Consider the following 20,098-nt stretch of genomic DNA (forward strand, 5'->3'; position numbering starts at 1 on the left):
TAAAAGACTGCAAATCATACACTTTCACGGAAAATTTTGTTCCTGCAAAGATACCCCAAAAAAATTAATCTGAAATAAAAAGGACAGAAAGACCGTTCTCAAACGATTTTCCTATCCTCAAGTTTTATTTTACAGGGTTTTATATAGACGGACTTTTTCTATTCGTCAATCGCTGTTACATCTAAATTCAATTCGAACAACTGTAAATCTGATACAGTACTTGGCGCATTATTCATCGGATCAGCTGCTTTTCCGTTTTTAGGGAAAGCAATGACCTCACGAATATTTTCTTCACCTGCAAGCAGCATAACCAGACGATCCAGCCCCAAAGCAATTCCTCCATGCGGCGGAAATCCATAAGACAATGCATCTAATAAATAACCAAACTGTTCTTGAATGGTTTCTTCAGACATCCCCAGTGTTTCAAACATTGTTTGTTGCAGTTCCGGCTGATAAATACGCAGGGAGCCTCCGCCAAGCTCATATCCATTCAGCACAACATCATATGCCTGTGCATAAACTTTTTCAGGAGTCGTTGAAAGCATCTCGATATGCTCTTCTCTCGGCAAAGTGAATGGATGGTGAGCAGAAACATAACGCTTCGCTTCTTCATCATATTCAAACAACGGCCAATCTACGACCCAAAGGAAGTTATATTTAGACTCATCAATCAAGCCAAGCTCTTTACCCATTCGAGAGCGGATGGCACCTAATGATGCAGCAACAATTCCCGGTGTATCTGCACCAAACATCAGCAGATCCCCTACTTCTGCATTAGTTACTTTAATTAATTCATCTGTAACATCTGTCAGGAATTTCGCAATTGGTCCTTTCAGTCCATCTTCTTCAACCTTCAGCCAAGCCAAGCCTTTTGCTCCGAATTGACTTACATACTGACCTAAGTTATCCATATCTTTACGTGAATATTTATCTGCAGCACCTTTTGCATTCAGCGCTTTTACCTGTCCACCATTTTGTAATGCCATTTGGAAAACCTTAAAGTCCACATCTTTAACCACCGGTGCAATATCAATCAGTTCCATCTCAAAACGAGTATCCGGCTTGTCACTGCCGTATCGAGCCATCGCTTCATCATAAGTGATTCGAGGGAATGGCAGCGGCAGGTCTACACCTTTCGCTTCTTTCATCACTTTCGCCAGCATTTCTTCCGTCATTGTCTGAATTTCTTCTGCTGTAAGGAAAGTTGTTTCAATATCGACTTGTGTAAACTCAGGCTGACGGTCTCCACGCAAATCTTCATCACGGAAACAGCGAACAATCTGATAATATCTGTCAAATCCGGCACCCATCAGCAGCTGTTTGAAAATCTGCGGTGATTGAGGCAATGCATAAAAATGTCCGGCGTGTACACGTGAAGGCACCAGATAGTCTCTCGCCCCTTCCGGAGATGATTTTCCCAAGTAAGGTGTTTCTACATCCATAAATGCATGATCATCCAGATAATGGCGGATAGATTTTGTTACCTGATGACGCAGCTTGAAGTTTTCAGTCATCCCGGGACGTCGCAAATCAAGATAACGATACTTCATTCGCACTTCATCACTGACGTTATTGTCATCTTCAATTAGGAAGGGTGGGGTTTTCGCTTTATTTAAAATAGTAATATCTGAGGCCATTACCTCAAATTCACCGGTTGTCATCTTAGGATTCACTGCTTCATCATCACGATAAACGACTTCACCAGTGATCTCAATTACATATTCACTTCGGCATTTATCAGCAATTTCCCATGCTTCTTTTGAAACCTCAGGATTGAATACGACCTGTACAACTCCTTCTCTATCTCTTAAATCAATAAAGATTACGCCCCCAAGGTCACGACGCTTTTGCACCCACCCTTTAAGGACAACCACCTTGCCTGTAAATTCTTTTGTTATTTCTCCACAATACACTGTACGCTCTGACATAAAATAGTACTCCCTTTCTTGTTTGACAACATTCATTTTTTACTCATAATTTGAATGCTTTGATTTTGAAGGTCCGATGTCCATTATTCCTACCATGCTTGATAACAGGATAATGGCACTCCCTTTCTTGTTTGACAACATTCATTTTTTACTTATAATTTGAATGCTTTAACTTTGAAGGTCCGATGTCCATTATTCCTACCATACTTGATAACAGGATAATGGCACTCCCTTTCTTGTTTGACAACATTCATTTTTTACTTACAATTTGAATGCTTTAATTTTGAAGGTCCGATGTCCATTATTCCTACCATACTTGATAACAGGATAATGGCACTCCCTTTCTTGTTTGACAACATTCATTTTTTATTAGTTAGACACTGCTTTTGTTTCTAAACAGATTCTCTCTGCTGAAACAACTCCCTTTTTCTTCGTTTCGTTTTTTAACCATATTTACCTGTCGTTATCAATCAAGCATAATCGTTGTCATCTCATCATAGACTTCATTGAAGCGTTCATAAATATCAACCAGCTTAAATGCTTTTTCTTCACGGCTGACCATATTTTTCACATTAACAATTCCTTCAACCAGTTCACTCTCACCGATCGTTAATACCAGCTTTGCATTGAGCTTCGCTGCCGTTTTAAATTGGGCCTTCGGTTTACGACTCATAAAATCGCGATCCGCAGAAAAACCAAAATTTCTAATTACTTGAACCAGTTTCAGCGAAGCAATATTTGTATCCGCACCAATACCGACAACATAAGCATCAATCTCATTAATTTCAGGAATGATGATTCCTTCCGCTTCCATTGTGAGCAAAATCCGCTCAATCCCCATAGCGAAACCAAAGCTCGGTGTTTCCGGTCCCCCAAGTTCTTCGACCAGTCCATCATAGCGGCCACCGGCACAGATCGTTGACTGTGCCCCCATGCCTTTTGCTTCACTCATGATTTCAAAAATCGTATGTGTATAGTAATCTAATCCGCGAACCATATTTTGATCGATTACATAAGAAATTTCCAATTCATCCAGCATTTGCAGCACCGTTTCAAAATGTTGCTTAGATGCTTCATTTAAGTAATCCAGAATAGAGGGGGCATCTGCTATGATCGCCTTATCTTTTCTATCCTTACTGTCCAACACACGTAATGGGTTTTCGTACAGTCGCCGTTTTGAATCTTCACTAAGCTCTTCGGCTTTCGGTTCAAGATAATCGATCAGTGCCTGACGGTAAGCAGCTCGGCTGTCTTTATCTCCTAAAGAATTGATGACCAACTTGATCTCGTTGATGCCTAGTTGTTTGAAGAAATCCATTGCCATCGCCATGCTTTCTACATCAACAGCAGGATTATCGCTGCCAAACGCTTCAACACCGATTTGATGGAATTGACGCTGACGCCCTGCCTGCGGGTTTTCATAACGGAACATTGGTCCTATGTAAAATGTTTTATATGGCTTCGCATATTCAGGACCAAACAGCTTGTTTTCAACGAAGGCTCTGACGATCGGTGCTGTTCCTTCCGGACGCAGTGTCACATGCCGATTTCCTTTATCATAAAAATCATACATTTCTTTAGAAACGATATCGGTTGTATCACCCACACTTCGAGCAATCACTTCGTAGTGTTCAAAAATCGGCGTGCGGATTTCCTGATATTGATAATCTCTGAAAAGCAAACGTGCTGTTTCCTCAACAAACTGCCATTTCTCTGTTGTCCCCGGCAGCAGATCATATGTACCTTTTGGCTTTTGATAATTCATCTGATTTTCCTCCATTTCTCTCTCATTGATTCAATTGGTTGACAATGAAAATAACTAATTGTTATTGTACGATTGGCAAAACGCTCGTTTGCTAAACGTTATTAACATGAAAAGGACAGTATCAACTAACTGGGATTTCTTATCCTCGACACGTCAAACTTCTTGTTATCTCCTGATAAATAAAAAATTCGCCCTTGTATCATCTACAAGGGCGAACGAATCATTCATACGCGGTACCACCTAATTTTGAAAGATTGCTCTCTCATCTCAACGATTAACGCTCGTAACGGAATGGCTTTTCTTACATTCATCTCAGGAATGTCTTTCGATTTCTTTCGCGGAGCTGCTTTCAGCCAAGGCCTCTCTCTCTTTTGACACAAATAAGAAATTTACTCGTTCCTTCATCGATTTTCAATATTACATACAAACTATAAATTACTAGAGATTTTCATGAAAGTCAAGTGGTATTTTAATGATTCCCAAAGATTTCTATTTCCCGCCGACAGCAAGGTAAACTCTTCTATTTCCAACGCAACGGATCAGTCTATCTAAACAGTAAAGAGTCAGCCAGCTATACTGAAAAAGAACAAATACCTCACGAAATCATTTCGAGGCTTGTTCTTTTATGTTTTACTGATTTTTTACTTTTTGATAAATTATCGGAAAATGTCAAAATTCAATACTGCCATAGAAAAAGGCAAGCTTTACAGCAGCTCTGCCAGTCGAAGTGAGAATAGTTGATTTTAACATAGAAGGCTGCTGCTGAAATCTTTATTAGATACAAAATCAATCAGGGCTTTAGCTGTTTTAACTTCATCAATGAAATCATCTTTTGCGCTACACAATGTCCAGCTCCTTGAACTGGCTTAAAATCTTCACGTCCTGCGATACACTGACAAATGCGTGCGGGTCAACCTTTTTCATAATTTTTTCCAGCAGCTCCATTTCATAGTAGGTGATGATGGTGATTAAAATCGTTTGCGGTTGATGATCGTAGGCACCTTCTGCCTGTGGAATTATCGTGATTCCTCTAGTCAATTGGGCCTGCAGTCCCGGAATGACCAGCTCCGGCTTTTGTGTGATAATCATCACCTGCACCTTTTGATGCTTTACATAAACCAAGTCAGTAACCTTCCCGCTGACAATAATGGAAAGCAGACTGTAAAAAGCATAGGGCCAGCCAAATAAATAGCCTGCAGTCAAAACAATCAATCCATTGATAATCATAGAAATTGCCCCAACACTTTGACCGGTCCATTTACGCAAGATAATGATAACAATATCCAGGCCTCCTGTAGACAATCCATACTTCAGGGCCAGACCTAATGAAAAGCCATTGACCGCTCCGCCAAAAATCGCACAGATAATCGGATCTGTGGTTAGTGCGACGGAGGGTAAAATTTGAATAGCAAAAGAAGCGCTGGTAACACTGACGATCATAAAAATAACAAGCTTCCGATTGAGTTTAAACCAGGCAAGAATAAATAAAGGAATATTCAACACATAGTAAATAACTGAGATAGGCAGATAAAATGAGCCCCAGCGTGTAACAACAGTGGAAATGATCTGGGATAAGCCAGTAATTCCCCCAGCATATATCCTTCCCGGCTGCCAAAACAAGTTTAATGCAATTGAGTATAAAAATGCGTAAATCAAAATAACCGTTAATTTTGTAATCATTTCCTGCCAAAAATCTTTGTTTCTTAACATCCTCATTGTTTTCGCCCATTTCATCTTATATTTCTAAACGTTATCAAAATAAGCTGTTAACTGCGTATAGGGAATACGCAGCTCTTCACCGGACTGCATATCCTTCAAAACCACCTGTGCATCATTTACTTCATTTTCACCAATAATCGCAACAATTTTTGCATTTAGTTTATTTGCTTTGCGAAGCTGATTTCGAATCTTTTGGTAGGAGATATCCCGCTCAACGATCAATTTCGCTTTTCTAGCTGTTTGTGCAACCTGTTGCGCATAGCCGTTTCCGGAAGGTGCCAGACAAGCAACATAAACATCTACCTCTCTGGAAACCGGAATGCTTCTCCCTTCAGCTTCACTTGCAAGCAGCGCCCGCTCGATTCCCAGTGCAAAGCCGAAGCCTGTATCTACAACAGCCGGTCCTCCAAATTCACTAATCAGACCATCATAACGCCCCCCGGCACAAATCGTTGTAAGCACACCATTAAAGGCAGCTGCCTCACTCATAATTTCAAAGACAGTGTGATTATAATAGTCCAGTCCACGTACCATACGATGATCCACGCTATACGAAATATTCGCGTCCTCCAGCAGTTGTTTAACTTCTTCAAAAAATAAGCTGCTTTCTCTGTCAAGGCTGTCTAAAATAGATGGTGCCCCTGTGATGATTTTCTGATCCCTTGCATCCTTACTGTCTAGTACTCGAAGGGGATTTTGATAAAGCCGCCGCTTTGAATCTTCACTCAGCTGTTCTTCAAATTGTGTCAAATAATCAATCAATGTCTGACGATACTTTTTACGGCTTTCTCGGGTCCCTAAAGAATTGATGACCAATTTCGTTTCATTGACCCCTAAACAGTTAAAAAATTCTAAAGCCATCATCATCGTTTCTACATCAGTTGCGGGATTACTGCTGCCGATCACTTCTACGCCAATCTGATGAAACTGCCGAAGCCGCCCAGCTTGAGGTCGTTCATAACGAAACATAGGACCCATATAATAAGCCTTAAATGGATGACTGTGTTCAGGTCCATAGAGCTTGTTTTCCACATAGCTTCTTACAAGAGGGGCTGTTCCCTCCGGACGCAGTGTGATATGACGGTTGCCTTTATCATAAAAGTCATACATTTCTTTACTGACAATGTCTGTACTTTCTCCTACACTTCGAGCAATCACTTCAAAATGCTCAAAAATCGGTGTCCGTACTTCATGAAAATTATAGCGTTGAAAAACCTCTCTGGCAGCGGCCTCTATATACTGCCATTTTTCTGATTGCCCGGGTAAAATATCAATGGTTCCTTTTGGTTTTTGATAGCGCATGCGATGTTCCCCCTTTTTAAGGTTATTGTATGTAAACGAAGATATGGCAAAACAAGCAGGGGATGCGCATCATTTTTAGCTGCTGACTTTTCCTGCTTGTCTTTTTTGCTCTAGTTAAATTGGATGTCTAAAGTGACTGCCTGTTCTACGGCTGCTAATAATTTTCCGTCAGTTAAAGCATTTGTCGCTTTATTTAGTTCTTCATAGATTTCAATATCCTTATCGTTTTCAATAAAGTTAACGACTTTTCTAAATTGTTCATATGCAACCTTTGTTCCTTTACCAAGGTCTTTTTGCTGCTGTTTTATATCAAGCGCTTGACAAGCTGCCATGATTTCAGTTGCAACAATTCTACGGGAATTCTTAATAATCTCCGCTGCTTTTCTTGCCGCTGTTGTTCCCATACTGACAAAATCCTCCTGATTTTCACAAGAAGGGATAGAATCTACACTGGCCGGATGAGAAAGGATTTTATTCTCTGAAGCTAGAGAGGCGCAAGCATATTGTGTAATCATAAACCCAGAGTTCAATCCTGGATATTTTACCAGGAATGAAGGCAGCTTACTTAATTGGCTGTTCACCAGACGCTCAACACGGCGCTCAGAAACATTTCCGATTTCAGAAGCAGCAATCCCCAGAAAATCAAATGGCTGTGCCAATGGTTCACCGTGAAAGTTTCCGCCTGAAATTACTTCACCGGTTCTAGTAATAATTGGGTTATCTGTAACCGAGTTGAGCTCAATTTCAACCTTCTCTTTGACATAGGCAACGCTGTCTTTGCTGGTTCCATGAATTTGCGGGATACAGCGCAAAGTATAAGGGTCCTGTACTCGATCAGCAGTTGCCACAGTAGTGTATGCACTGCCTTTGATCAGCTGACGTATATTTTTTGCAGTGGCTAATTGACCATTTTGAGGGCGAATGGTATGTAAATTTTCTGCAAAAGGACTTGAGATACCATTGTGTACCTCCAAGGATAATGCACCGGCAATATCCGACAATTTCAATAACTCAATTGCATCATAGGTTGCTAGAGCACCCACTCCATTTAATACGGTTGTTCCGTTAATAAAAGCCAAGCCTTCTTTAGCACTCAACTGAATAATCGGTAAGCCTGCTTTTTCCATAGCTATCTTGCCCTGCAATAATTCGCCCTTATAGTAAGCCTTTCCTAAGCCTAGTAAAGGTAGAACCATATGTGCCAACGGTGCTAAATCACCTGAAGCACCTAAAGAGCCTTTCTCCGGAATAAACGGATGCACACCGCTATTCAGCATCCCTAACAAGGCTTCGATCGTACTTAAGCGAATACCTGAATATCCTTTAACCAATGAATTTACCCGAATCAGCATGATTGCCCGAACAACATCCTCCGGAAAGGGGCCGCCATAACCACATGCATGGGTACGAATCAAATTTTCCTGAAGCTGTACGGTATCTTCTTTTGAGATGCTCACATTACAAAGAGAGCCAAATCCTGTATTGACACCATAGACAACCCGGCGCTCTTCCACTATTTTATCTACAATCTTTCTTGAAGCAATAACCTCTTTCTTCGCCGCTTCATCTATTTTACAAATGACACCTTGGCGTGCAACCGCTGCCACATCTTCTAAGGTCAAACTATCTCCATCTAATATTAATACATTTGCCATTTCATTTTCCTCCTCGTCAAAATTAATTTGACTCCGTCTTATTTTAATCAAAGCAAACACACTTATTTCTTTTTACTCTGCTTCGCTGTTTCATTTTTTGTTTCACTGATCAGAAGCTGTCTGACCTGAGAAACAAAATAAAGCGAACCGGTGACAATCAAAAGCTCATTTTTATTCATGGTCTGTTTGAAATGATGGATCAATTCCTGCCAATCAGCAGCATGGGAAATTTCCGGATGCTCCTTAAGCCAGCTTTCATCAAAGACCATAGCCTTTGGATAAGAAAAGGTTGTTACATACACGCGGACATTCGGAATTGCTTGAAGCAGTAAAAGCATTTTCTGAATATCCTTTGTCACCAAAGCAGAAAATAGAATAAACACCTGCTGATGGCAGAATTCGTTCTGAATCGTTTCAACCAAGCGCTCAACTGCCGCTTCATTATGCGCGCCGTCCAAGATAATCAATGGTGTCTGATTGACAGGCTCCATTCTAGCCGGCCATTGCACTCGTAAAAACCCACGATAAATATTGTCAGAACACACCGGCAGCTCGTTCAATTCACAAAATAATTCATACAAGCAAAGAGCAACGCCGGCATTTTCGATCTGGTGTCTGCCTGCAAGCGGCAGACGCAGATCATACAGAGAGAGATTCCGACTATAATAATGAAAGAGCTCTCCCCAAAAATCTGCAGGGTGTTCATAGCTGACCTGAAAGCCTTCCCCTAAACAGTATAACTGACTTTGTTGTTTGCCGGCTTCTTTCTGTACAACCCTCAAGGCTTCTTTAGGGAGAGGACCCGTCACAACAGGTACGTACGGTTTAATGATTCCTGTTTTTTGACCGGCAATCTCCGTCAGCGTCTCCCCCAAAATATCTGTATGATCTTTTCCAATCGTCGTAATTGCCGTTAATAACGGGTGACAGACATTTGTGCTGTCCCAGCGTCCCCCTATGCCGACCTCCATAATCAATACATCCACCTGCATATTGGAAAAGTAATCAAAAGCCATTACGGTCAATAATTCAAATCCTGTTATTCCTTTTGTTTCCTGTACCTCATCCAGCCGCATAACTAATGGTTGATATTTTTCAACATAGGCGATTAACTGCTCATCAGAAATCGGCTGTCCATTGATTGACAGGCGTTCATTAAAACACTCAATATAAGGGGAGGTAAAGGTGCCTACGGACAGACCTGTTTCCTGCAGCAAACAGCTCAAGTAGGTAACAGTAGATCCTTTCCCGTTAGTCCCGCCAATATGAATCGTGGGGACATTTCTTTCAGGATGTCCAACCATTTTAAGCAAACGGTTCACACGACGCAATCCCGGACGCTGACCAACAGGTATTCTCCGGTGAATCCAGGCAATTGCTTCCTCACTGCTTATTCTCATTCTCCCCATCCTTGCGTTTAAGCACATAATCTTTTTTTCATTATGGCTTTCCAGTTTCTGCTATCTTTCGATTCGCTAATCAAATTTCTCCATCGGCAGCTTCATTTTTACGATTCAATACAAAATATAAAATCGTTGCAACAACAATACCAACAATACCGGAAATAATATTAATTGGATCAGCAGCTGCCAGCATCCAGATACTAACAATAATGGATAGGATTGGAATTACCGGACCAAATGGTAAGCGAAAGACCGGTACGTGATCCATCCCTTTTTTGCGCAGCCAGATAACGGATAATGCGGTAGGAATATACTGAATAAAACGAAAGACAACACTTAATTCCGCAAGCTGCTCAAATGAGCCGCTCAACAGTAAGATTACCGTTAGTACTCCTGATACGATGATAGCAACGATGGGAGCGCCACGCCCATTTTTTCTGGCAATCATTTTTGGCAGCAGGCCTTCATCAGAAATTGAGGCACCATATCGAGGAATCATCACGGAATCACCCATGTTCAACCCAGCAATGGAAACTAATGCCCCAATGGAAATCAGCCATTTTCCTGCTGGACCAATCATTTTTACAAACGCATCTTGAACAGGTGCATTACTTTGTAAAATGCCTGTTCCCAGCATAGCAATCGTTCCGGAAATAATTATAAAATATAAGATCGAAACAATACTAATCGAACCAATAATTGCGATTGGCACATTTTTCTTGGCATTACGCATTTCTCCAGCAACAACCGGCAGCGCTTCAAAACCAATAAAGGCATAAAAAACAGTTAACGATGTTGAAGCCATTGCCTGTGATAGTGTCATATCCGGATTCAGTTGTAGAAAGGGTGTAAAGTTTCCTTCAGAAAACCCATGTCTAATAAAGAAAAGGCTGATAACTGAAAAGGCAATAATCGGAATCAGTTTTGCAATCGTAATCGTAATCGTAAAAATCTTTGATGTTTTAATCCCAAAGCTGTTGATCAAGGATAAAAACAAAACAAGTAAAATACTAATAATGGTATTCTTTCCTTCTAAGCTAGGAAAGGTCACAATCAATAATTTAGCAAAGCCGGCAGCCATAGCTGACCAGGCGATAATCGTGACAAACCAACCCAATAAGCCCACGTTGAAACCTACAAGGTCTCCAAAAGCTGTTTTAGAATACTGAAAAGCACCGCCATTTTTGTTAAAATACCCAGCTACCTCTGCAAAACAAACAGCCAGCATCAATACTAAAACAGCATCCAGCAGCATAGCGATCAAGGAGGCCGGTCCCAGATCCCTGTAAATCGTTCGAGGCAGCAGGAATATCCCTGAACCAATTACTGCATTAATCCCATATAATGTTGCACCATTCAAACTAAACTTGGACTTTTCGTTTTCCATCTCCTGATTCTTGTCCATATTTTTCTCCTCTCTGGCTGTAATCCACTAACAGTCAGTAGTTTTTTTAGATTAAAAAAGGTAACGCTTTCAAATGTTCATCTTAGCGTGAACATTTTTAAATCATTCGCTCATTCGCGCAATAGTTGTCCAAATTGCCAGTGGTTCACGATGCGTTCTTTTCTTCGGGATTGCCGCCAATAACAGCTGGAATGTATGTTCCGAGAAAAGTATGCTCTCATCACCGCAAAGCTGTAGTGACGAAATACATTCATTTTTTTCAAAAATCTCCACCAACACATCTGTTAACGCATAAAATAGATAGGTTTTACCAGGCTCGATAAAATAAGGCTGTTCCTTCATCAAAGCAATCATTTCCCCAAAATACTCCGGTCGATAAATTAGATTGAAATCCCGGCATTTTCCATAGCTTGTTGTCTTTTGACCACCATCAAAGCAGTGGCTCTCAAATGGCTGGAGAATGACTCTTTCTACTGTATCAACTGGATATACATGTTCTAATGTCAAAGATTGCTCAATCGGCATAATTAAACGCTTATAGCCGGGTAACTCGCTGAAAATAGTTGTTTCCAAATCAACTCTTGCACTAGACACTCGATAGTCAAATTTACCGATTTGATACTGCCCCTCTGGAGGGGAAAGATAGATTTCCGTTGTCTTTCCGCCGCTCCAGTCAGAGACATGATACTCTTTTGAGGTTAATCTACAAATTCCCATGCAGGTCTCTAAACATTCTGGCTAAAACAGACCAGAGATATTCCCATCTGCATCAACATCAATACGTTCAGCTGCCGGTGATTTGGGTAAGCCCGGCATTGTCATGACGGCACCTGTTAATGCAACAATAAAGCCAGCACCTGCTGAAACTTTTAAGTTTTTGATTGCCACAGTGAAGTCCTTAGGCGCCCCAATGAGACTGGCATCATCAGAGAATGAATACTGTGTCTTCGCCATACAAATCGGATAGTTGGAAAAGCCCAGTCGTTCCAGTTCCTGCAGCTCTCTACGAGCAGCAGGAGCTAATTCAACCCCCTGACCCCCATAAACCTTTTGGACGATTTTATTTAATTTTTCTTCAATACTATCAGATAGCTCATATACGTAGCTAAAGGTATTCGTCTGTTCTGCCAATTCTATGACCTTCTTAGCCAACGTTTCACCGCCAGCACCTCCTGAGCCCCAGACATCAGATAATACAACCTCTACGCCGCGATCCTCACAGGCTGCATGAACTGCTTGTAATTCAGCTTCTGTATCTGTCGGGAATTTATTGATCGCTACAACCACCGGCAGACCATAGACATTTTGAATATTTGACAGATGCTTCTCCAAATTAGGCAGACCATTGATCACAGCTTCGACATTTTCTGCTCCCAATTCTGTCTTTTTAACACCGCCATGCATTTTCAGAGCGCGAATAGTTGCCACCAATACTACAGCATCCGGTTGTAAATCAGCCAGTCGGCATTTAATATCAATGAACTTTTCCGCACCTAAATCTGCTCCGAAGCCTGCCTCAGTTACAGCATAATCAGCATATTTCAAAGCCATTTTTGTTGCCAGTACACTATTACAGCCATGAGCGATATTGGCAAATGGTCCACCATGGATAAAGGCTGGTGTTTGCTCCAATGTTTGAACTAGATTAGGATGAATTGCCTCTTTCAGTAGAGCAGTTAAAGCCCCTTCAGCTTTCAAGTCACCTGCAGTGACGGGCTCTCCGGTAAAGGAATACGCCACAATAATTTTGCGTAATTTTTCTTTCAAGTCAACGATATCCTTTGCCAGACAAAGGATTGCCATAATTTCCGATGCTACCGTAATGTCATAGCCATCTTCTCTAGGAACGCCGTTGACTTTTCCCTGAAGGCCATCTACAATATGACGCAGCTGTCGGTCATTCATATCCACTACACGTTTCCATGTAATCCGTCGGGAATCGATCCCTAAGCTGTTGCCTTGATGGATATGATTGTCCAGCAAAGCTGCCAGTAAATTATTAGCTGCTCCGATAGCATGGAAATCACCAGTAAAATGAAGGTTGATATCTTCCATTGGAACCACCTGGGCATAGCCGCCGCCAGCAGCACCTCCTTTAACACCAAATACAGGTCCTAATGAAGGTTCTCTCAAAGCAATAATTGCATTTTTTCCAAGCTTTGTCAGTGCATCAGCCAACCCGACTGAGGTTGTGGTTTTCCCCTCTCCAGCTGGTGTTGGAGTAATAGCAGTAACCAGAATCAATTTGCCGTTTTTCTTATCTTTTAAGCTCCCTAATTGATGAACGTTGACCTTTGCCTTATATTTTCCGTACAAAGATAGATTTTCTGCATCAATTCCGGTTTTTTCAGCGATCTCCTCAATTGGTTTCATTTGAACCGTATTTGCAATTTCAATATCTGATAAATGAGTCATCCTATTTATTCATCCTTTCCATCTAAGCTAAACTATCTTTAAAATTTCTGCATAAATCTCATCTGCCAACCGACAGCCTTCTGTTAAAATCTTTTCACCAGTCATGCGGTATTGCTTCACAAATTCTTCATTCTTGATCCCTGAAAGATTGATCAGTACATTCAGCCAAGCTCCTTGCAGTGCAGATTTTAAATTCAGCGCTGCAACACCCAAATCACTGGCAGCATTCACATTAGATTTACCAACTGCTTCTTTGGTAATATGAAGTGCATAAACAATTTTCTCCATCATCTGATAAGGGGTTTTAGCAGCCCCCTCCAATGCTGTCTGCATAGCCTCTCGTCGTTTGGCTTTTTCATCGTCTGTTTCTTTCGGCATAGAGAAAACAGCTGATACGGCGTTAAACGCCTCTGTATCTTCGTCAATTGCCCGCAGCAGCTCCTCTTGTGATTGGGCAGCATCCGTCTGACATTTTTTCATAAGTGCATCAAATTCTGCATATTTCTTCTTACCCACCGTTAATTCTGCAACCATTTTCGTCAATGAGATCCCCATTGCCGCTGCTAATGCTGAAGCAGAGCCGCCGCCGGGTGCCGGCTCGTCAGAACCAAGTACCTGCATAAAATCAGTTACAGTCAAGTCAACCAGTTTCATTTTTTTCCTCCTCCTAGTTTAATAAATGATTTTCTAAAACTTGTTTACCATAATCAAAATCCTCAACCTGCAGATAATATTCCGCACAGTCAATCAGCGCCTTTGCCGGAGTTAAACCAATAACCTCTGTTCCGATAATATTGACACCGTAGCGTTTTGCTTCAAAACGAATCGTTTCAACAACACGGTAAAGGGGCGTTCCTTCAAAGTTCACCATATTCATGGATACTTGTGCAATATTGCGATCCTCCAGCATTACACCGATACCTTTACAATACTTAAAGCCGCCGCTTGAGCCGCGAACAATCTTTGCTATATTATTTGCAATGGTAATATCATCTGTGTCTAAATTCACATTGAATGCCACCAGCGGCATTCTTGCACCAACAGCAGTGACACCCGCAGTCGGATGGATTTTTCTTTCACCAAAATCGGGTGCCCATTCTTCTTCCTGTAATTTTTCCGGCATTCCTTCAAATTGACCTTTACGCACTCGCGCCAAGTTTACCCGATTTGGTGTGCTGGCTGATTCTTCATACAAGAAAATAGGGATATTTAATTCATCATTGATTCTTTTTGCTACCTTTTTAGAAATTTCTACACATTCCTCTGTCGTGATATCCTTAATTGGAACAAACGGTACTACATCAGTAGCCCCCATTCTTGGATGCTCACCTTTTTGCTTAGTCATATCGATATGCTCGCTTGCATATTTTACTAATTGAAAAGCAACCTCCTGAATACTATTTTCATCACCCACAAGAGTAAAAACACTGCGGTTATGACTACTGTCAGAAGAGTAGTCCAACAACGTTACGCCACCTACACTCTTCGCTGTTGTTACCAGTCCGTCGATTATTTTCTGGTCGCTTCCTTCACTGAAGTTAGGGATGCATTCAACTAATTTTGCCATTTATACTCATCCTTCCTTTTGCTTCTCTCTATTTTTTCAAACTCGGCCGACGATAACGTCATACCATGTTTCTTGACACATCATTTAATACCGTTTTCATGTTCCTTTGACTAAATAAATATTGACCGACCATAACTTTTATCGGTACAACAATCAATTCTTTGCCTATCCGTAATGGTAAAAGCTCAATGATCGGCAGCTTCAACATCAAATTCAGCCAAATAGGTGTTAAAATTAAGCTGATGATAACCATGACTGCGACTTGAGCGGTAATATTACGTTTAAGCGTCACTTCCTTTTTATGGAAAAACAGGCTGTAGATAAATGGTGCTAAAAACGCATTGATCGTAAATCCAAAGAAAAATGCTGCCTTCGGAAATAAAATCATTCCGATGATATCTGCAATTGCTCCACCTGTTCCTGCAAACCATGGCTGAAATAAATACCCCATAACCATTAACGGTAAAAAAGAAAAACCAATTCTGATAATACTGGTTTCAAAAGATAGAAACCGAGTTGCCACAACTGACAAGGCAATAAGTAGACCCATAAGAGCTATTTTTCGTCCCATTGAATAACCGTCTGCTTTATACAAATCTTAACCTCCTCCCTGCGCCAGACAGCGCTTTCAAACCAAAAATATCACTGTTCTTTTCGAGTGTCAACATAGGTAAAATCCAGATTTTTTGCCGGAATTTGCTGGTTTTTTGACAAAAAAAAAGACTATTTTTTTCAAACTAAAAAAGGCTCTTTTATTTTAGAAAAATAATTTGACACTTTTTTGACAGCTGTGAATAGAATAGACGGAGCTGCTCAAATGAAGCTGCAATAATTAAGTGCTTTTTTAATTTTTTTTTAAATCGATGGCAAAGAACAACACCACAAAGTGACTGTCAAATCACTGAGAAAAAAATACAGACAGATTTAGAAGATTTTAAGAAAAAAAGAAGGACAGATTCCTTTAAACCAAAAATCAGGTTCTATCATGTATTTTGACGTTTAATAGATTACTTGAACTCCCTAAAAATAAGTGAAATTTTATTTATTTTTAACCAAATTTTAATCTTATTTACACAAAAATCCGTAAAGAATGATCATTGGATCAGCAAAAAAAATGATTTTATTAGCAGATTTTGGCAGTACATCTTCTAAATTCATTATAGAAAATGCTCTGATTGAATTTCGTAGGGCAACTTTTAATAAGGCTGATACTTCTCTGGCGATAAATATAGTTGATTCAACAAAGAATAATCAGTGAATTAGGAGATACCGTTAACTACGTAAAAAGAGAGGCATGCCATAATTCATTTTCCATGAGTAAAAAGGGAAAATATTCAACTGTCTATTTCCAAATCACCTATACTATTTCGTCAAACGCGGGAAGCTTCTAGCAGTTATTCGTTAAAAGATAATAACTCCCTGTTTTCCTAAGTAATTTATTAAAATATTAGCTTCTGAGGGATAAACCATACTATTTAATTATCAGTTATAAACCATTTCCTAAAAAATCAGAGAGAGGTTGTGACAGAAGTGTTCTGTCTCAAGAAATAAGTCGAACTATACGAAAATAGCTACTCATATTTTCAGTATAGTTCGACTTATTTCCGAAGAGACAGCTTCTGGAACACCGTTTATTCGGTTTTAGGGATCTCAGATATACTTATGTCACAATCTCTCTCTTTTATCCCAATATCTATTCAAATTTAATACCTGCTTACCTATATTTCAGACTGATTCATTTACAGAAGTAGATGGTAACAGCTTGGTAAACAATTCCTCTAGCACCTGTAGTTCATAGCGATCGCGATAAACGCTCAGACTGGCTGTTGCTTTTTCATAATAGTAGCTCTCACTATGTGCTAATAAGACTGCCAGTGGTTTATCTGCAATTTGTTGATGGACTAGCTGATGCTTGACCAAAGCTTTCACGAAATAGACGATACCGGCATCTCGAGGATTTGAAAAGGTATCTAGATATTCTTTAGAGTTTATCAAAAATTTATGGACTGCTTCGTAATTTTCTTCCTGCAAATCGATCAGAGCAGTATATGCATTTAGCTGTATTTTTTTCCACAAGGAGGGCAACTTCGTATACAAATTTTGAGCTTTTTCAAAATATTCCCTTGCACGCATATAGTTTTTTTGTGCAAATAATGCAATGCCCATGTCAACATAAAATACAACCAAACTAGAATAAACTCCAGTTCCTTCACAAAGAGCCAGTGCCTTTTCCTGAATAGCCACAGATTGGTTGACATTTCCACGTAATCGTTCAATTTCAGCCAGGTAGTCGTAAGCTGCAGCAATATTTACGGCATATTTCTTCTTAATGGCTTCGGTGATCGTAAAGGTGGTAATCGACTCATAAAAAAGTCGTTCTGCCTGCTCTTTATCACCGCTCATCAAGTAGTACAATCCTTTTAGACGTAATAATATTCCGATAGATTCATGGTTGTTTGCTTTAATAGAGGCATTCATTGCCAATTCGATATAATGAAACATATCAACAGCATTATCTGTTTGAATGTAGTAATAAATCATCTGGCGATACCCTTCCAGTAAGTATTCTTCATTATGAAAGCTTTTGGATTTGAAAATCACCCGTTGGATGTTTTCGATCCCTTGGTTGTAATCACCGCAATGAATGAGGTAACGACCTTCTAAATATAAAAACTTAACCAATAACAGCTGATATTTTTCGGTCTGTTCATGGTGCGCTTCAAGGTCAGCCAGCTGCTGTCGAATATTCCTAAAACGCTCAAAAGTATATTCCTGTTCTACATCTATTGTCCTATTCCCTCGGATTTCCTGACGATTGTATACAGGAAACAGCTCATGCTGAAATTTGAAAAAATTCTGCAAATAAGCCAACTCATACTCAAGCGATTTTAATTCTTGTTTTGCTTTCCGATAATGATAGGCAATTTTTGATAACAGCAGCGGATCACTTGACTCTAGCGGAACCTGCTCTTCCAGAATCACCGCAATTTTTCCGTGAAGGATTCTTTTTTTAGCTACCGACTGATTCAGATAAATAAACTCTCGCAGCTTTACATGTGTAAAGCTGGCGTGACTTTCTTCCTCATACAGTTTTTCTTCCAAGATATTTTTATTAACTAATCTATCGATGGCATTGATAATGACCAGCTGATCTTTTCCCAAGAGCTGAGCGATCAATGAAATCGGGGCCATATCATAGAAATAAGATACAATATCAACCACCTCTTTTTCTACAGGGGATAAATAAGAAAAACGATTTTTTATGGCGTCCTGCATTTTAACAGTCATAACATCCAGATTCATGTTCATTTTTAACAGCCCAATGTACTCAACTAAAAAGAAGGGATTCCCTTCGGTATAATCGAACAAATGGTTCATCGTCATGGTATCAATCGGCAGATTGCCCAGCTGCTTTTGGACAAATGCTATGGTTTCCTGTTTAGAAAATGGTGCCAGCCTAATCGTAAGCAGCTTTTCATAATTGATAACAGTTGCCATGAAATTTTCGATATCCGTTTGATACCCAGTCCGTAAGGTTAAAAGGAATAGAGCTTCCCCATGCTTCACATGCAGCATTAGGCTAGTCAGCAACCCGATACTTTGCACATCCATCCATTGAATATCTTCTATAAATATAATCATTTTTTTTGTTTTGCTGATTTTTTGCAGCACTTCCAAAATAACCTGTGATAAATAATTGATATTACTCTTTATTTCTGTCTCGATATAGTCGGCTTCTTGTGGAGCATTTGTTAAACTTGGGAAAAATTTGGCAACTGTTTCCTGCCATAAGGTGCAGTCAACTAAGCATTCCTCTTCGATGATTTGTGTAATTTGTTCAATGAGCCCCCGCCAAGGACGCAGCAAATGATCTTTTTCAGCTTGATAACAGGAGACTTCCAGAATATGGAAATCCTCCTGAACATTTGTGAGTACTCGTTTACTCAAGGCACTTTTCCCTACACCGGCATCGCCGACGATCAGTGCAGAATGATAGGGCTGATCTTGAGAAAATAAATTAAAGTTTGTTTCCAGCTGTTCAATTTCAGCCGTACGCCCAAAAAATAGCGTCGATGCCTTTCTTATCTTATGCTGCTTTTTATGATTAACAATTGCCAGTGTCTTTTCATAAATTGCTTTTGTTTCGCTATTTGGCAAAATTCCCAGTTCCTGTTCCAATAAGCTGGACAGCTCATAGTAAGTTTCAATGACTTTTCCAAAGCGCTGATTATCTTGATAATACTGCATGAGCAGCTGATAGTTTCGCTCGTCAAATTCATCAATAGCAATCAGCCGTCGAATATTTTCTTCTACATGGGTCAATTCATTGTTATGAAGATCCTGTTCAATTTTTTGATAGCAGGTTTGAACAAACCTTTGTTCATAAAAATTCTGCATTTTTACGACCCATAGATCAAATGCCTCGGAATCCTTTAAGAAAAATCCCTTCAAAAAATCATCCTGATACAAATCGAAATGCGCAACAGGATTTGATAAAAAAGAATTGATATCGCTTTCAATTTCCAATGACTCATTCAGGGTCAAAATTGTTTTGTTTGGAGAAACAATATAGTCATCACCAAGGACCTTATTAGCTTGATAGATTGTATTGCGTAGATTCTTTTTGGCACTTTTTTCTGATTTATTTACCCATAAAAGTCCGGCAACCTCATCTCTGCTAGCTGTTTTATTCACAACCAAATAATAAAGAAGCGCATTTATTTTAGAGAACGAAAAAAGAATGGGCTGTCCATTCAAAAAAATCTGGGGCGTACCGAATAATTGAAAATATACTGTATCTTTCATCCTATTCACCTTCTTTTCCAAGTCTCTTCTGTTTATTTTACGACAAAACAAACAGAAAAGACAGCATGTTAAAACCCGTTCATAAAGTAAACCCAATCAAAAAGGCTTTCTCTTCAGAACTTCAGGAGAAAAC

General features: G+C 39.9%; 13 protein-coding genes. All 13 read right to left on the bottom strand.

The annotated features are described in order from the left end of the window. Positions 1 to 158: 158 nt before the first annotated feature. The 13 genes from aspS to LI954_RS10230 all read right to left on the bottom strand — a co-directional run bounded on the left by aspS (position 159) and on the right by LI954_RS10230 (position 19,965). Complete coding sequence (gene aspS, locus LI954_RS10170) at positions 159 to 1,928, bottom strand: aspartate--tRNA ligase (RefSeq protein WP_202067969.1); 1,770 nt, start codon at positions 1,926 to 1,928, stop codon at positions 159 to 161. 466 nt (positions 1,929 to 2,394) lie between these two features. Further along, positions 2,395 to 3,693, bottom strand: coding sequence for a histidine--tRNA ligase (gene hisS / locus LI954_RS10175; RefSeq protein ID WP_229442026.1), 1,299 nt, complete (start codon positions 3,691 to 3,693; stop codon positions 2,395 to 2,397). Between the two features lie 837 nt (positions 3,694 to 4,530). After that, positions 4,531 to 5,409, bottom strand: a complete 879-nt coding sequence (locus tag LI954_RS10180; protein WP_202067967.1) for a YitT family protein — start codon at positions 5,407 to 5,409, stop codon at positions 4,531 to 4,533. A gap of 27 nt (positions 5,410 to 5,436) precedes the next feature. Further along, positions 5,437 to 6,714 (bottom strand): histidine--tRNA ligase, encoded by a 1,278-nt coding sequence (gene hisS, locus LI954_RS10185; protein WP_229444411.1) that lies wholly within the window; start codon positions 6,712 to 6,714, stop codon positions 5,437 to 5,439. A 110-nt stretch (positions 6,715 to 6,824) separates the two neighbouring features. Further along, entirely contained in the window at positions 6,825 to 8,369 is a 1,545-nt protein-coding gene (gene hutH, locus LI954_RS10190; RefSeq protein ID WP_229444412.1) for a histidine ammonia-lyase, read from the bottom strand. A gap of 62 nt (positions 8,370 to 8,431) precedes the next feature. Then, a complete protein-coding gene (locus LI954_RS10195) occupies positions 8,432 to 9,769 on the bottom strand; it encodes a bifunctional folylpolyglutamate synthase/dihydrofolate synthase (RefSeq protein ID WP_229444413.1) in 1,338 nt (445 codons plus the stop codon). Between the two features lie 79 nt (positions 9,770 to 9,848). Continuing rightward, a complete protein-coding gene (locus LI954_RS10200) occupies positions 9,849 to 11,177 on the bottom strand; it encodes an APC family permease (protein ID WP_202067963.1) in 1,329 nt (442 codons plus the stop codon). Between the two features lie 102 nt (positions 11,178 to 11,279). Further along, a complete protein-coding gene (locus LI954_RS10205; RefSeq protein WP_229444414.1) occupies positions 11,280 to 11,894 on the bottom strand; it encodes a HutD family protein in 615 nt (204 codons plus the stop codon). A gap of 21 nt (positions 11,895 to 11,915) precedes the next feature. Continuing rightward, positions 11,916 to 13,592 (bottom strand): formate--tetrahydrofolate ligase, encoded by a 1,677-nt coding sequence (locus tag LI954_RS10210; RefSeq protein WP_202067961.1) that lies wholly within the window; start codon positions 13,590 to 13,592, stop codon positions 11,916 to 11,918. 27 nt (positions 13,593 to 13,619) lie between these two features. After that, complete coding sequence (locus tag LI954_RS10215) at positions 13,620 to 14,246, bottom strand: cyclodeaminase/cyclohydrolase family protein (protein WP_202067960.1); 627 nt, start codon at positions 14,244 to 14,246, stop codon at positions 13,620 to 13,622. 13 nt (positions 14,247 to 14,259) lie between these two features. Continuing rightward, positions 14,260 to 15,159, bottom strand: a complete 900-nt coding sequence (ftcD, locus tag LI954_RS10220; protein WP_202067959.1) for a glutamate formimidoyltransferase — start codon at positions 15,157 to 15,159, stop codon at positions 14,260 to 14,262. Positions 15,160 to 15,217: 58 nt separating this feature from the next. Further along, positions 15,218 to 15,754, bottom strand: coding sequence for a folate family ECF transporter S component (locus tag LI954_RS10225; protein ID WP_229444415.1), 537 nt, complete (start codon positions 15,752 to 15,754; stop codon positions 15,218 to 15,220). Between the two features lie 1,130 nt (positions 15,755 to 16,884). Then, the gene (locus LI954_RS10230) at positions 16,885 to 19,965 is read right to left on the bottom strand and encodes an AAA family ATPase (RefSeq protein ID WP_229444416.1); all 3,081 of its coding nucleotides are present in this window, start codon (positions 19,963 to 19,965) and stop codon (positions 16,885 to 16,887) included. Positions 19,966 to 20,098: the final 133 nt, after the last annotated feature.

Origin of the sequence: Enterococcus sp. CWB-B31 (assembly GCF_020567645.1) — a bacterium.
In the GTDB taxonomy this organism is placed as follows: domain Bacteria; phylum Bacillota; class Bacilli; order Lactobacillales; family Enterococcaceae; genus Enterococcus_L.